Annotated in this window: 15 protein-coding genes; 8 read left to right on the plus strand and 7 right to left on the minus strand. The window is 71.4% G+C overall.

Annotated elements, in window-relative coordinates; translation table 11 throughout:
- On the minus strand, positions 1–865 hold an 865-nt coding region (locus ABZE72_RS11620; protein WP_372729191.1), incomplete at its 3' end, for an alpha/beta hydrolase.
- Positions 866–1076: 211 nt separating this feature from the next.
- On the opposite strand from ABZE72_RS11620, the gene ABZE72_RS11625 reads away from it, so the two are divergent.
- The 3 genes from ABZE72_RS11625 to ABZE72_RS11635 all read left to right on the plus strand — a co-directional run bounded on the left by ABZE72_RS11625 (position 1077) and on the right by ABZE72_RS11635 (position 4274).
- Positions 1077–2228 carry a hypothetical protein gene (locus tag ABZE72_RS11625; protein WP_372729192.1) on the plus strand — a complete coding sequence of 384 codons (1152 nt, stop codon included), beginning with the start codon at positions 1077–1079 and terminating at the stop codon, positions 2226–2228.
- A gap of 3 nt (positions 2229–2231) precedes the next feature.
- Complete coding sequence (locus tag ABZE72_RS11630; protein ID WP_372729193.1) at positions 2232–2861, plus strand: class F sortase; 630 nt, start codon at positions 2232–2234, stop codon at positions 2859–2861.
- A gap of 123 nt (positions 2862–2984) precedes the next feature.
- A complete protein-coding gene (locus ABZE72_RS11635) occupies positions 2985–4274 on the plus strand; it encodes a hypothetical protein (RefSeq protein WP_372729194.1) in 1290 nt (429 codons plus the stop codon).
- Here ABZE72_RS11635 and ABZE72_RS11640 read toward each other — a convergent pair.
- Positions 4271–4867 (minus strand): hypothetical protein, encoded by a 597-nt coding sequence (locus ABZE72_RS11640; RefSeq protein ID WP_372729195.1) that lies wholly within the window; start codon positions 4865–4867, stop codon positions 4271–4273. The genes ABZE72_RS11635 and ABZE72_RS11640 overlap by 4 nt on opposite strands.
- A 55-nt stretch (positions 4868–4922) precedes the next feature.
- Positions 4923–5444, minus strand: coding sequence for a YbhB/YbcL family Raf kinase inhibitor-like protein (locus tag ABZE72_RS11645; RefSeq protein ID WP_372729196.1), 522 nt, complete (start codon positions 5442–5444; stop codon positions 4923–4925).
- Positions 5445–5539: 95 nt separating this feature from the next.
- Between ABZE72_RS11645 and cobA the strand changes: the two genes are divergently transcribed.
- From cobA to ABZE72_RS11660, 3 genes are read left to right on the plus strand one after another with little or no spacing between them, the layout of a single operon-like run.
- Positions 5540–6763: a uroporphyrinogen-III C-methyltransferase gene (gene cobA, locus ABZE72_RS11650; protein WP_372729197.1), complete on the plus strand. Its 1224-nt coding sequence runs from the start codon at positions 5540–5542 to the stop codon at positions 6761–6763.
- On the plus strand, positions 6763–7566 hold the full coding sequence (locus ABZE72_RS11655) for a TrmH family RNA methyltransferase (protein WP_372729198.1): 804 nt from the start codon (positions 6763–6765) through the stop codon (positions 7564–7566). Before cobA ends, ABZE72_RS11655 begins: the two co-directional genes overlap by 1 nt.
- 20 nt (positions 7567–7586) lie before the next feature.
- Entirely contained in the window at positions 7587–8216 is a 630-nt protein-coding gene (locus ABZE72_RS11660; protein WP_372729199.1) for a hypothetical protein, read from the plus strand.
- Here the strand turns inward: ABZE72_RS11660 and ABZE72_RS11665 are convergent.
- Positions 8195–8713: a GNAT family N-acetyltransferase gene (locus ABZE72_RS11665; RefSeq protein ID WP_372729200.1), complete on the minus strand. Its 519-nt coding sequence runs from the start codon at positions 8711–8713 to the stop codon at positions 8195–8197. The genes ABZE72_RS11660 and ABZE72_RS11665 overlap by 22 nt on opposite strands.
- A 66-nt stretch (positions 8714–8779) precedes the next feature.
- Positions 8780–9364: a peptide deformylase gene (def, locus tag ABZE72_RS11670; RefSeq protein WP_372729201.1), complete on the minus strand. Its 585-nt coding sequence runs from the start codon at positions 9362–9364 to the stop codon at positions 8780–8782.
- 109 nt (positions 9365–9473) lie between these two features.
- Here def and ABZE72_RS11675 point away from each other — a divergent pair, with 109 nt between their 5' ends.
- Positions 9474–10838 (plus strand): acyl-CoA dehydrogenase family protein, encoded by a 1365-nt coding sequence (locus ABZE72_RS11675; RefSeq protein WP_372729202.1) that lies wholly within the window; start codon positions 9474–9476, stop codon positions 10836–10838.
- Positions 10838–12049, plus strand: a complete 1212-nt coding sequence (locus ABZE72_RS11680) for an acyl-CoA dehydrogenase family protein (protein ID WP_372729203.1) — start codon at positions 10838–10840, stop codon at positions 12047–12049. The genes ABZE72_RS11675 and ABZE72_RS11680 overlap by 1 nt, the downstream gene beginning before the upstream one ends.
- Before the next feature lie 39 nt (positions 12050–12088).
- Here ABZE72_RS11680 and ABZE72_RS11685 read toward each other — a convergent pair whose 3' ends face one another.
- Together ABZE72_RS11685 and ABZE72_RS11690 are read right to left on the minus strand one after the other, a co-directional pair.
- Positions 12089–12658: a hypothetical protein gene (locus ABZE72_RS11685; protein WP_372729204.1), complete on the minus strand. Its 570-nt coding sequence runs from the start codon at positions 12656–12658 to the stop codon at positions 12089–12091.
- 49 nt (positions 12659–12707) lie between these two features.
- Positions 12708–13624 (minus strand): galactokinase (locus tag ABZE72_RS11690; protein ID WP_372729205.1); only part of this gene is annotated, 917 nt, incomplete at its 5' end.

The following is a 13624-nucleotide window of genomic DNA, read 5'->3' on the forward strand; positions in this document are numbered from 1 at the left end:
CCTCGACCGCGACGTAGGTGACGTGCCTGCTCACCGCCGGTGACCACTGTCGGATCTGGGACACGTCGAGCACCACGTCATGGGCGTGCACCTCGTCCGACATCCGTAGCGGTCGGCTGGTGGCCCCCGAGGAGAGCACCAGGGTGGGACAGTCCAGGTCGAGGCCGCGGTGCAGGCGCCGGTGACCTTCGCGAACGGCGCGCAGCCACCCGGCGTACACGGGCCAGGAGTGCAACGGCTTCCAGGCGAGGTCGAACTCCCACTCGCCCTCGTGGTCACGGTGCAGGCTGCGCGCGTAGAAGCCGTCGACGTCACGGGGGATCTGCTGTCGGGGGCGCCGGCGGCCCAGGCGCGACATCAACCGTGCGCCCACGGTGCGCTGGAGGAGCGAGCCGTGCATGTCGAACCACGGCGAGTTCAGGACCATGCCGGCCAGGGTGGACCCCAGGCGCTGGTCGTGTGCCCAGAGCGGGAGGGTGAGTCCACCGGTGGAGTGGGCCGAGAGCACGACGTGCCGGTGCCCGTCCCGCTCGGTGATGCGGTGCCAGGCGGCGTCCAGCTCGGGGTAGTACTCCCGCAGGTCGGTGGCGTAGTTGGGAGTCTGGTGCGGCTGCAGGGACCGGCCGTACTTGCGGAGGTCGAGCGCGTAGAAGTAGTAGCCGCGCTGCCGCCACCAGTCGGCGTACTCGGTCTGGAAGAAGTAGTCGGCAAATCCGTGCAGGTGGAGCACGGCCTTGTCGGAGGGGGCCTCTGCCGTCGCGCTCACCAACGTCGCGACCACGGTCCCCTCCTCGTCGGGGGGCAGGTCGATGGTCTCGGCGAGCCACGGCGGGCCGAGCAGATCGGGGGAGCGGTGCTGCGGCATGGCGCCGAGTCTGTCAGCCGGAGGTCCGGGACGCCCGGACCCCCGTGGTGATCCCGGTTCGCGTCGTCGCTGTGGTGAAGATCGCACGGCGACGAGTTTTGCGGCGCCTGGCCGCCGGGGAGGACAGCGACACCAGTTTTCCGGTGGCCGGCTTCGCGGTCCACCTCCCCCCAGCGTCGCCGACCTACCGGCGAGAACATGGAGTGTCGTCATGCGTTTGTCTTCCACATTGGCTCGCAGCGTCGCTGCCCTCTCGGTCGTCGCCCTGACCTGTGCTCCGGTGGCGGTGGCCGCTGCGGAGCCCGGGCAGGGATCCCACGAGAAGGGCGGTGACCGGGCGCAGGGACACGGACCCGCTGCCGCCGCGAGCGCCGACTCGCAGAGCGAGCGTGCGGGCAGCAAGGGGAGGAAGCAGGGCCAGGCCGACCAGGAGAACCCGGGTCAGGGCCCGGACGGCAGCAAGGACAGGGGCAAGGGGCAGGCTGGCAGCAAGGACCAGGGCCCAGACAAGGACAAGGGCCCGGGGAAGGCCAAGGGGCAGGCTGGAACGCAAGGCAAGAGCCAGGGCAAAGGTCAGGGCCAGGGCAAGGGTGACCCCGCCGGCAACAACGGCACGGTGAAGATCGCGCCCCTGGGCGAGATGGACCGGATCCCGAACAACACCCCGCACCCCGGCTGCACGTTCCAGATCGAGTGGTACGGCTTCGACGAGGGTGAGGACGTGGTCTCGACGGTCTCGTTCGCCATGCACGCCCCCACCCGCGACGTGGCCCTGTCGGTCGACGGCAAGAGCACGGTGTTCGTCGGTGGCGACCCGGCGTCCGGAGCCGGTACCGAGTCCGGGTTGGACGGTCGCGAGGCCTACACCCTGTCCTTCGACGGGGAGCCTCACCCGAAGCAGGGCTACCACGTGAAGCTGACCGTCGCGACGCCTCGCTCCCAGGGCAATGACACCAAGACCAAGGTGTTCTGGGTCGAGCCCTGTGACGAGGACGACGCGACGGGCGGCGGGACGACGCCCGGGTCGGACGGCGGGAGCGACGAGGACGACGAGAGCGGTGTCGGTGGCGCCGGCTCGGGTCGTACGTCGGTGTCCGGGAGTGCCGAGGGTGACCAGGGTGACGACGACAGCGACGAGCAGGTCCTGGCGGGCGGGGGCTCCACCGACGCGGAGTCGGGCTCTTCGGTGGACGTCAGTGACGATGCCGCCCAGGTGCCCACGGCCGTGGACGCCGGTGACGGCGGGTCGGCCCTCGACTGGGCCCGTTCCCCGGTCGGTCTACTGATCATCGGTGCCGGTGCCCTGCTCACGGCGGGCGGCTTCCTGCTGCGGCGTCGGGCCGGTCTCGGCAGCGACGCGTAACCGGTGACGTCGTCGCGCGGTTCCGGAGCTCTGTCCCTCCTGCTGGGGGCGGCCGGGCTGGCCCTGGTGGCGGCGGGCTACCTGATCTGGTCCGCGGAGCGGGCCAGCGGGCCCGCGCAGGCCTCGGGCGGATCTCCGGGACCGTCGCCCACAGCTGGGGTCAAGGAGGCCGTGCGGGCGCCGTGGACCCCCGGTGCTCCCCGGAGCGTGGTCATCCCCGAGTTGGGTGTCCGCACCAGGGTGGTGCCTGTCAAGGCGCCCGGGGGCACCTTGGTGCCACCGGCCGACCCCACGGTTCTCGGCTGGTGGTCGGCCGGGGCGCGGCCCGGTGACGCCACGGGGAGCGCCCTGATCACCGGCCACACCGTCCACACCGGCGGCGGCGCCCTCGACGACCTGGAGTCGCTCGAACGGGGCGATGTCGTTCGCGTCCGCACCCGGCAGGGCTCGATGCGCTACTCCGTGCGCAGTGTGCGCGTCTACGACAAGGGGTCCGTCGCCGCCCACGCCGAGGAGTTGTTCAGTCAGGAGGTGGCGGGGCGCCTGGTGCTCGTGACGTGTGAGGACTGGGACGGCGCCAGGTACCTGAGCAATGTGGTCGTCATCGCCCGGCCGGCCCGGGAGAACGCCTGAGCGTGGGGCGAGAATCGTCCGGCTGACCGTTGCGCGTCGAGCCCGGCTTGTGCAAAAGGGGGACACGGCCTTGGATGGGAGGATCGGCGCTGGACGCCATCGGTCGACCTCGGGAGAGACCTCATGACGTGTGCACGACCTGCACGCCGCCACCGCACCTGGCTGGCGGTCGGTGCGCTTGCCCTGACCGTACTGCTCGGGTCGGGCCCTGCAGGGCTCGCCGCCGCCGACCCGCGGGACCCCTCGGTGTCGACGACGCTGGCGATGCAGCCCGTGCCATCGGCCGAGAGCACGGGCAAGGAAAAGACGGACAAGCCGGACAAGGTCAAGCCGGACAAGGACAAGCCCGGGAAGCCCGACAAGCCCGAGAAGCCCGAGAAGCCCGAGAAGCCGAAGAAGGACCCGAAGAAGGACAAGGAGAAGGATCCGGACAAGGACGTTCCGGACGAACCCGAGAGCGACGAGTCGACGCCTTCGGACGAGGATGCCGAGCGCACCGGTTCGAATGGCAGCGGGTCCACTGAGCTCGCCGGCAGCTCGCCGGGCACCACGTCCTCCAACACGCCTCGTGACACCACCCGCACGGCCGACCCCAAGCCCCGCGGCGATCATCGGTCGAAGCCGACCAAGTCGACCAAGCACTCCGCGAAGAACCCCGCGAGGAATCCTGATCGCGACCCCGGGCGCAACCCTGGGCGGAGGGTGCGCGGGTCCGCATCGCCTGCCACTGCCGGGATCATGCGGGCTCCGGCTCCCTCTATCCGGGTCGCGCCCTGGGGCGAGCTGAGCCAGATCCCGCCGGACGCGACGCACCCCGGCTGCACGGTGGAGGTCGAGTGGCTCGGGTTCGCCCACGGCACGCCGGTCACCTCGACGGTCTCCTTCGCCATGCTGGCACCCACCCTGGACGCCACGCTCACGACGACCGGACAGACGGTGGTCGACGCCGCCGCCGGCGCCCGGGAGAGCTTTCAGCTCTCGTTCGCGGACGCCGCGTCCGCGTCCGACAGGTACCGGGTCCGGCTGGTCGTGACGACGCCGGGAGCCGCCGGACGTGACGTCCACTCGGCGTCGTGGTGGATGCCTGCCTGTTCGCGCGGCGCGGACGGAGAGGTGAGCGTCGCCACGTCCACCGATGACTCCCTGGCCTCGCTGGGCCTTCCGCGACGAGGCTTCGGTTGGGCGCCGATCGAGGTCGGCGAGTTCGTGGCCGCGGGGATCCCGCTGCCCGCCTGGCTGACGTCACCGGTCGGACTGCTCAGCGGCGCGCTGGTCGGGGCGCTGATCTGGCTCGTGCTCCTGCTGATGACGGCTGCCCAGCGGCGGCCCGCCGGCGCTCCGCGCGGTCGGCGCGCTCCGCGCCTGCTGACGCGGAGGTCGACCTCCGACGGCGACTGGCTGGCCCTCAACTAGGAGCGCGACTCCCGGGGCTCGTCCCGGGCGAGCCGGCGTGCGACGAGCACTCCAGCCACGAGGGCACCGAGGGTGCCGAGGGCTTCGTCGCCCAACGTGTCCTCGTAGGCGGTGCTGAGCTCGGTCCCGTGCCGGATGAACGTGAACCACTCACCCAACTCCCAGCCGATGGCCAGGATGGCGCCGAGGCCGGTGACCAGCGCGACCACCGCCCAGGCCGGTCTGACCCGTGCGCAGGTCAGCAGCCCGATCCCGGCGCAGAGCAGGATCCAGTTGGCGAAGTGGTTCAGGTCGTCCCACCAGGCGACGGCGTCGTACAGGTCCAGGCTGTTGCCCGTCACGTCCACGAGGAAGGGCAGCATGATCAGCGTGAACGCACCGTACGGCGCAACGGGTCGTGGCCGTCGGCGGCCGACGGTGAGCCACCACAGGGCGGGCGCGACGAGCATCAGCGCCGGGTAGGCGATCAGCCGCGCGCCGAACGCCTTGTCGGCGAAGCGATCGATGCCGGGGACCCACTGGGCGACCGCCAGCTGAGCAACGGTCAGCAGCAGGACCAGGGCGGGGGCGAGGGCAACCAGACGTCGGGGCACGCAGGAATCATGGCGCGCCCACGGCTGGGGGCGCATGAGTTCGCGTGCTCAGATCTCAGTGCTGGTAGGTGCCGTGCAGGATCGCCCGGCCGAGGGTCTTGAAGGCCAGGTTGAAGGAGACCACCGCGGGTGAGGCGTCGGTGTCCACCCCCAGGGTCTTGTCCTTGACGGCGTGCACGACGAAGAAGTAGCGGTGCACCTGGTCGCCCTCGGGCGGGGCGGCGCCCATGAAGCCGTGAGCGCCGCCGTCGTTGCGGCAGTGGAACGCCGAGCCGGGCAGGTCGCCGGCAGCAGCCCCCGTGTCCAGGGACGTCACCTCGCCCGGGACGTCGACGAGGACCCAGTGCCAGAAGCCGGACGGAGTCGGCGCGTCCGGGTCGAAGCAGGTGACCGTGTAGCTCTGCGTGCCCTCGGGCGCCCCGCTCCAGGAGAGCTGCGGTGAGGTGTTCCCGGCGGCGGCGACCTGGTCGTTCTTGAGGGGCTGGCCGTCCATGACGTCGGTGCTGGTCACGGTGAACGACGGCACGGTCGGCAGCAGGTCGTACGGGTTGGGGTGGACGGGGCGGTCGAGGCTCATGTCACTCCTAGCTCAAGGGGCGCGTCCGGACCAACCTAGTCCGTTGGCTGGGCGCACCCCAGGGGGTCCGGTTGCCCTGAGGCGATGATGGTGCGATGGACCAGTTCCCGACGTACCCCGCAGGCCTCCGGCTGGCCGGCCGCCGTGTCGTCGTGGTCGGCGGGGGACACGTGGCGCAACGCCGGGTGCCCGGGCTGATCGCTGTCGGAGCCGCCGTGACGGTGGTGTCCCCCGAGGTCACGCCGTCGATCGAGGGTCTGGTGGGGGCCGGCGAGATCGTCTGGCACCGCCGGGGCTTCGAGCCCGACGACCTGACCGACGCCTGGTATGTCATCGCTGCCACCGATGACCGGGCCGTGAACGAGCTGGTCAGCACCGTGGCCGAGGAGCGGCGGATCTTCTGTGTCCGGGCCGACGACGCCACCCGGGCCACGGCGTGGACCCCCGCAGTGGGCCGGCACGCGGGCGTCACCGTCGCGGTGCTCGGGGACCGCGACCCCAGGCGCTCCGCTTCGGTGCGCGACGAGATCCTGGAGGGGCTGCGAGAGGGCAGGATCGTGGCGCGGCACCACCGCAACCGGACGGCGGGCGTGACCCTGGTGGGGGGTGGACCGGGCGATCCGGAGCTGATCACCATCGCCGGTCGACGAGCCCTGATGGAGGCCGACGTCGTGGTGGCCGACCGGCTGGCGCCCCGTGAGCTGCTCGGAGAACTCTCCAGCGACGTCGAGCTGATCGATGTCGCCAAGCTCCCGCGAGGCCGGTCGGCGCAGCAGGAGGAGATCAACCGGGTCCTGGTCGAGCGTGCCCGCGAGGGCAAGCGCGTGGTGCGCTTCAAGGGAGGCGACAACTTCGTCTTCGGACGGGGCTACGAGGAGCTGCTCGCCTGCCGCGAGGCCGGCATCCCGGTGACGGTGATCCCGGGCCTGTCCAGCTCGGTCTCGGTGCCCGGCGTGGTCGGGATCCCGGTCACGCACCGCGGGGTGGCCCACGAGTTCACCGTGGTCTCCGGTCACCTGCCGCCGGGGCACGCCGAGTCGCTGGTGAACTGGGACGCGGTGGCCGCGATGAGTGGCACCGTCGTCCTCCTGATGGCGGTCCAGAACGCCGCGACCATCGCCGAGGCGCTGGTCGCCGGCGGCCGCGCTCCCGCCACTCCCGTGGCCGTGATCGCGGAGGGCACCATGCCCGGTCAGCAGACGGTGCTGTCCACACTGGCCTCGCTCGGGGCAGACCTTGCCGCCGGCGAGGTGAAGCCACCGGCGATCATCGTGGTCGGTGACGTGGTGTCGGTGGCCCATCCGCAACACTTCTCCTGATGGCCACGCTGCACGAGATCACCGATCCCACCGACCCCCGCCTCGCGGACTACCGCGACCTGCGCGACGTCCAGATGCGCAAGCACCTCGAGACCGAGCACGGACTCTTCCTCGCCGAGGGCGAGAAGGTCGTCCGGCGCTCGGTGGAGGCCGGTTTCACGCCGCGGTCGTTCCTGATGGCGCCGAGGTGGTTGGACGGGTTGGCGGACGTCCTGGACCGCTCGGAGGCTCCTTGTTACGTGATGAGCGAGGCGCTGGCCGAGGAGGTGACCGGCTTCCACGTGCACCGGGGGGCGCTGGCCTCCCTCGAGCGCAACCCGTTGCCCGCCGTCGACGAGGTGCTGGCCGGGGCACGGTCGGTGCTGGTGCTCGAGGACATCGTCGACCACACCAATGTCGGTGCGATCTTCCGCAACGGCGCCGCCCTCGGCTTCGACGCGATGCTGTTGGCGCCCCGCTGTGCCGACCCGCTCTACCGACGCTCGATCAAGGTCGGGATGGGCGCCGTCTTCACGATGCCCTGGACCCGGCTGCCCGACTGGTACGACGCCCTGCCGGCACTCAGCACGGCCGGCTTCACCACGGTGGCGCTGACCCTGGCCGAGGACTCGCAACCGGTCGAGGAGGCGGTCGCCGGTCTGGACAAGGTGGCCCTGGTGCTGGGCTCGGAGGGCCACGGACTGTCGCCGCGGTGGGAGCAGGCGGCAGACCGTCGCGCGATCATCCCGATGCGCGAGGGCATCGACTCGCTCAACGTGGCCGCCGCCAGCGCGGTGGCCTGCTACCTCACGATGCGCCGCTGAGAACGTCGTACGGTGTCGCCATGAGCGACAACCGAATCGGGTCGGCCGACTCGCCGTACCACCGCACCCTGCCCATCGGAGAGCGTCTGTCGGGCGCGCCACTCGTCGACGACGCCATGTCGTGCTTCGAGGCCGTCACGTTGAAGCCGTTGGAGTCGATGCTCGTGCCGGAGGCGCCTCGGCACGGCGAGCTCGACCGATCCGCGTGCGGACACTGCAAGCCGTCGGCCCACACGATCTGGTCTGACGACCTCTGGCACGTCAACGCCGGTTTCGAGCCCCTGCGGATCCCCTTCATCGGCGGGCTGGCGCCCAACACCCACTGTCGTCTGGAGGACGCTCCGCTGGAGGTGCTGGCGGCGCTGGGCCCGCTGATGCAGCGCCTGAGCGAGGCGGTGAAGTCGATCCCGGGCGTGGCACGCACGCACTTCGCGCGCTGGGGAGACGGCAGCGAGCACTTCCACCTCTGGGCGCTGGCGCGGCCGGCCGGGATGATGCAGGGTCGCGGCCCGATGCTGGCGTTCTGGAACGACGTGCTGCCGACCATGCCGGAGCCGCTGGCAGCCGAGCACCTGCGGATCGTGGCCGAGGCGTTGGCAGCCGGGGGAGGGGCAGCGTTCCCGCACGGTCAGTCGACCGGCAGTTCGTAGGTGATCTCCAGACCGTCCTCGTCGTCCCACTGCTCGCCGACCTCCAGGAACGGGAACTGCGACAGCAGGGCCAGTGAGGCAGCGTTGCTGGGCGAGATCGTCGCGCGCAGCACGGTGACCGCGGGCTCGCGACGCGCCCGGGCGATCAGGACGGACAGGCTGGCCCGGGCATAGCCCCGGCGGCGCAGTTCGGGGTCGATGGCGTAGCCCACCTCGACCATGCCGTGCTCCGACGGTGCGCCGTGGAAGCCGGCCTTGCCGACCGCCAGGCCGCGCTCGTCGTCCCAGACCACTCCGGTCACCCAGGGCAGGTCGTCCGGTGTCTCGAGCACCTGGCGCGCCCGCATCGCCCAGGTGCCGGTGCAGTCCGGGCCGGCGAGCCAGTCCGAGAGGGCCACGGGCGAGGTGACCTCGGCGAGCGCCCGGTCGCCCTGGGCGAGTGCTGCAAGGGTGGCTTGATCGAGATGGATGATCCGCACGGTGGGGTCGTTCGACACCGGCCCAGTATGGCCGGAGACCGGGTGCAGCCGTGGCCAGCCGGCGGAGGAGGACCAGACCGGCGACTAGGCCGGCCAGTCGGCCGGGAAGTCGTCGGCCGCCTTGTCGTGGGCCTTCTGGAGCTTCTTGCGCAGCTTGGTGGGCACCCGGTCGCCGAAGACCGTGCCCAGCGTGTGGTCGGTCTCGTGCTGCAGGCACCTGGCCAGCAGGCCGTCACCGGAGTAGGTCACCGGCTCACCGTCCAGGCCGAAGCCGGTGACGGTGGCGAAGTCCGGCCGCGCGCACTCCACGAAGGCGCCCGGGAAGGACAGGCAGCCCTCGTCGTCCTCGTCCAACTGCCGTTCACCCACCGGCGGCAGGGTCAGGCTGGGGTTGCACACCACGCCCACCGTCCGCCGACCGGACTCGTCGGGGCAGTCGAAGACGAAGACGGCCTGGTCGACGCCGATCTGGCACGCGGCCAGTCCCACTCCGTCGGCCGCGTACATCGTGGCGACCATGTCGGCCACCAGCGTGCGCAGGGCCTCGTCGTACGACGTGACGAGCTGCTGCGGCCGGTGCATCACCGGGGTGCCCCAGCGCGTCATCGGACGGACCGTGCCGCCCGTGGGCAGGGGGCCGTACGGCGCGTGCACCGGCTGCTCAGTCATGCCCGGAATCCTAGGTCTCCGGCAGGTGCGTGGGCGAACCGTCGGGTCTGTGACCGGGGACACCAGGCGTTCTGTAGCGGAATGTGTAACTCAGAGTTACATTTGCCGCATGTCCCTGACCAGAAGCCTCAAGCCCGGCGGCAAGCACGGCCTGTCCTCACGGGAGAGCCGCGACCCCATCGGCCTCGCCGTGGCCGCTCTCACCAAGGTCGCGCAGAGCGATCTGATCGAGCGCCTCGGACTGCGCAAGCAGACCGAACAGATCGTCTTCACCGTGACCCGGCACGGTTTCCAGGCCGCCACGGCCGCGAGTCGCACCTTCGCCAAGGCCGGATCGTCGACCAAGCCCGGTGTCCGCGTCTCCCCGGCGGCCCCGCAGGGCGTCTTCGACCTCACCCCGACCGAGGACGAGCAGATGCTCGTCGACGTGGTCACCGAGTTCGCCGAGGAGGTCGTCCGCCCGGCCGCCGCCGAGGCGAACGAGGCCTGCGCAGCGCCGGACGAGCTGCTGCAGGCCAGCCTGGAGATCGGGCTGCCCATCCTCGGTGTTCCCGAGGCCCTCGGGGGCATCTCCGAGGAGCGCTCGGCCATGGCCGGCACGCTCGTCGCCGAGGCGCTCGCCCAGGGCGACATGGGCCTCGCGGTGGCGGCTCTTGCGCCCGGCTCGGTCGCCACGGCCCTTGGACTCTGGGGCACCGACGCCCAGCAGCAGACCTACCTGCCCGCGTTCACCGGCACCGACGTCCCGGCCGCCGCCCTGGCGCTGACGGAGCCGACCGTGCTCTTCGACGTCCTCGCCCCGAGCACCACCGCGGTGCGCACCGAGAACGGCTTCGTCCTCGACGGCGTCAAGTCGCTCGTGGTCCGGGGTGCGGAGGCCGAGCTCTTCGTGGTGGGCGCCCTGCTCGACGGCAAGCCCGTCCTGTTCCTCGTCGAGTCCTCCACCCCCGGGCTGAGCGTCGAGGGCGACCCGGCGATGGGGTTGCGCGCCGCCTCGCTGACCCGGCTGACGCTGAGCGGGGTGCAGGTCCCGGCCGATGCCGTGCTGGGGGAGACCGACGGCTCCACGTACGCCGAGTGCGTGCGCCTGTCCCGGCTGGCGTGGTGTGCCCTGGCGGTTGGCACCGGCCAGGCCGTCCTCGACTACGTGACGCCGTACGTGAAGCAGCGGGAGGCGTTCGGCGAGCCGATCGCCCACCGCCAGTCGGTGGCCTTCATGGTGGCCAACATCGCCATCGAGCTGCAGGCCATGCGCCTGCTGACCTACAAGGCGGCCTCCCGGGCCGCGGCCGGCAAGCCGTTCGCCCGCGAGGTCGCGCTGGCTCGCAAGCTCTGCAGCGACCGGGGCATGCAGATCGGGCTGGACGGCGTCCAACTGCTCGGCGGCCACGGTTTCGTCAAGGAGCACCCCGTCGAACGGTGGTACCGCGACCTGCGGGCCGTCGGCATCATGGAAGGAAGCGTGCTGGTCTGATGATCAACCTCGACGATCCCAAGAAGTTCCGGCCGCTGGCCTCCCAGGCCCACCAGGTCGCGATGAACATGCTGCGACCGATCTCGCGCAAGTACGACCGCGCCGAGCACGAGTACCCGACCGAGCTGGACATGCTCGCCGCGATGATCGACGGGCTCTCGGAGTCCGGGGCGGCCGAAGGGGCCGGCGCCGCCGGCGTACGGCGGGACGAGAGCAAGGACAAGCCCGGTGTGAAGAACGGGTCCAACCTCGCCTCGGTGATGTCGATCTCGGAGATGTGCTGGGGCGACGTCGGCCTGCTGCTCTCGATGCCGCGTCAGGGCCTGGGCAACTCGGCGATCGCCTCGGTGGCCAACGACGAGCAGCTCGAGCGGTTCGAGGGCGTCTGGGCCGGGATGGCGATCACCGAGCCCGGCACCGGGTCGGACTCCGCCAACATCAAGACCACGGCCACCCTCGACGGCGACCACTACGTGATCAACGGCGAGAAGATCTACGTCACCTCCGGGGACCGGGCCGACGCGATCGTCGTCTGGGCGACGCTCGACCGTGACCTGGGTCGGGCCGCGATCAAGTCGTTCGTGGTGCCCAAGGGCACGCCGGGCATGCGCGTGGACCGGCTCGAGCACAAGCTCGGCATCCGGTCCTCCGACACCGCGACGATCATCTTCGAGAACTGCCGGGTCCCGGCCGAGAACCTGTTGGGGTCCCCGGAGATCGACACGAAGGCCGGCTTCGCAGGCGCCATGGCGACCTTCGACAACACCCGCCCGCTGGTCGCGTCGATGGCGGTCGGGTGCGCGAAGGCGTCGCTGGACCTGACCCGCGAGCTGCTCGAGCAGGCCGGCGTCGAGATCGACTACGACCGACCGGCCATGGTGCAGTCCGCGGCCGCCGCCCGATTCCTCCAGATGGAGGCGGACTGGGAGGCGGCGCGGCTGCTGATGATGCAGGCGGCCTGGATGGCGGACAACCGCCAGCCCAACTCGCTGGAGGCCTCGATGGCCAAGGCGAAGGCGGGCCGGGTCGGCTCGGACATCACCCTGGGCTGTGTCGAGCTCGCCGGCTCGATCGGCTACAGCGAGGCCGAGCTGCTCGAGAAGTGGGCCCGGGACTCCAAGATCCTGGACATCTTCGAGGGCACCCAGCAGATCCAGCAGCTGATCGTGGCGCGCCGGATCCTCGGCCTCTCCAGCGCCGAGCTGAAGTAGCCGCAGCCGAAGGCCCCCGACCCGTCAGGTCCGCCCGGATCAGGTGGTGTCGGGGGCCTTCTTGCGCGGCGGCAGCTTGTCGCCGGGGGCAGACGGCGTCTCGGCCTCGCTCGGCGGGTGCGGGGGGATGTTCTGCGCGACGTCGGCGGGGGTGGGCGCCTTGGCGGCGGCAGCGGCCGGTGTCTTCTTCGGGGCCGTCTTCTTCACGGCCGCCTTCTTGGCGGCGGGAGCCTTCGGGGCCGCCTTCTTCGGGGCCGCCTTCTTCGGGGCCGCGGGGGGCTTCTCAGTCGGGGGAGCCTTCGGAGCCGGGGGAGCCTTCGCCGGGGCGGGTTCCTGGCTCACCTCGGATTCCGTGCTCACCTCGGAGCCCTGGCTCACCTCGGACTCGACCGGCGGTGTGGAGCGCTCAGCAGGCTTCTCGGGTGCCGAGCGACCACGCGCCCGCTCGACGACCTGGTGAACACTGCCGACGGCCTGCTCGGCCACGGCCCTGCCCACCACCACGGAGTCCTTGGCGTGCCCGACGGCCCGGGCTGCGGCCCCCTTGGGATCGGCGATCGTCTCGGCTGCTGCCTTCTTCAGTGCGGAGAAGGGGTTCTTGTGGGCCACGTGAGTTCCTTCGGTTGTCCGACAGCGTTCAGTGCGAGTCAAGCACGGTTCACCCAGCGGTGAGGTCGGCGCCCGCAGACGGCGCAGCCACCAGGTGTACCGGCGGAGCGTGACCGGCGCGGGCGAAGTCGACCGAGATGGCCGCGGCGATCTCGGGCACCCGGTCGGCCTCGACCAGGGCCACCGAGGAGCCCCCGAAGCCGCCACCGGTCATGCGGGCACCGAGCGCACCGGCCGACATCGCGCTGGCGACCGCGAGGTCCAGCTCCGGTGTGGAGATCTCGAAGTCGTCGCGCATCGAGCGGTGCGACTCGCTGAGCAGGACGCCCACGTCCTGCCAGTCGCCGGCCCGGGTGGCATCGACGACCCGTCGTACCCGCTCGATCTCGGTGACCACGTGGCGCGCCCGCCGGCGCAGCCGGTCCTCGGACAGCTCCTCCACCCGAGCCGGGTCGGCGTGGCGCAAGGTCTCGACGCCGAGGCGCCGAGCCGCCTCGGCGCATTCCCGCCGCCGTCGGCCGTAGCCACCCCCGCCCTCGGCTGCCAGGGCGTGGCTCACGGTGGTGTCGGTGACCAGCAGGGCCAGACCGCGCTCGGCCAGGGGGAGGGGCACGTGGCTCGTGGTGTGGTCAGCGAAGTCGACGAGCAGGGCCGAGCCCTCGTCGGCGAGCAGGGAGACCGTCTGGTCCATGCCGCCGGTGGGTGCGCCGACGAACTCGCCCTCGGCGCGGATGCAGATCGCGACGAGCTCGCGACGTACGTCGGGCGACAGGTCCACGCCGAGCAGGCCACAGACGGCCACGGCCACGGAACACTCCAGCGCTGCCGAGCTGGAGAGGCCTGCCCCGAGAGGCACTCGGCCGTCGAGATGGATCTCGACTCCGGGCACCGGGTGTCCGGCCTCCTGCATCGCCCGGAGAACCCCCACCACGTAGCCGGCCCAGCCCGGCACGGTTCCCGGTGTCA

It is taken from the genome of Nocardioides sp. (assembly GCF_041600255.1).
In the GTDB taxonomy this organism is placed as follows: domain Bacteria; phylum Actinomycetota; class Actinomycetes; order Propionibacteriales; family Nocardioidaceae; genus Nocardioides.

Coding starts and splice junctions, on each gene's coding strand:
- ABZE72_RS11635 (WP_372729194.1), top strand. CDS start 2,985: ATGACGTGTGCACGACCTGCACGCCGCCACCGCACCTGGCTGGCGGTC.
- ABZE72_RS11655 (WP_372729198.1), top strand. CDS start 6,763: ATGGCCACGCTGCACGAGATCACCGATCCCACCGACCCCCGCCTCGCG.
- ABZE72_RS11680 (WP_372729203.1), top strand. CDS start 10,838: ATGATCAACCTCGACGATCCCAAGAAGTTCCGGCCGCTGGCCTCCCAG.
- ABZE72_RS11675 (WP_372729202.1), top strand. CDS start 9,474: ATGTCCCTGACCAGAAGCCTCAAGCCCGGCGGCAAGCACGGCCTGTCC.
- ABZE72_RS11645 (WP_372729196.1), bottom strand. CDS start 5,444: ATGAGCCTCGACCGCCCCGTCCACCCCAACCCGTACGACCTGCTGCCG.
- ABZE72_RS11660 (WP_372729199.1), top strand. CDS start 7,587: ATGAGCGACAACCGAATCGGGTCGGCCGACTCGCCGTACCACCGCACC.
- def (WP_372729201.1), bottom strand. CDS start 9,364: ATGACTGAGCAGCCGGTGCACGCGCCGTACGGCCCCCTGCCCACGGGC.
- cobA (WP_372729197.1), top strand. CDS start 5,540: ATGGACCAGTTCCCGACGTACCCCGCAGGCCTCCGGCTGGCCGGCCGC.
- ABZE72_RS11625 (WP_372729192.1), top strand. CDS start 1,077: ATGCGTTTGTCTTCCACATTGGCTCGCAGCGTCGCTGCCCTCTCGGTC.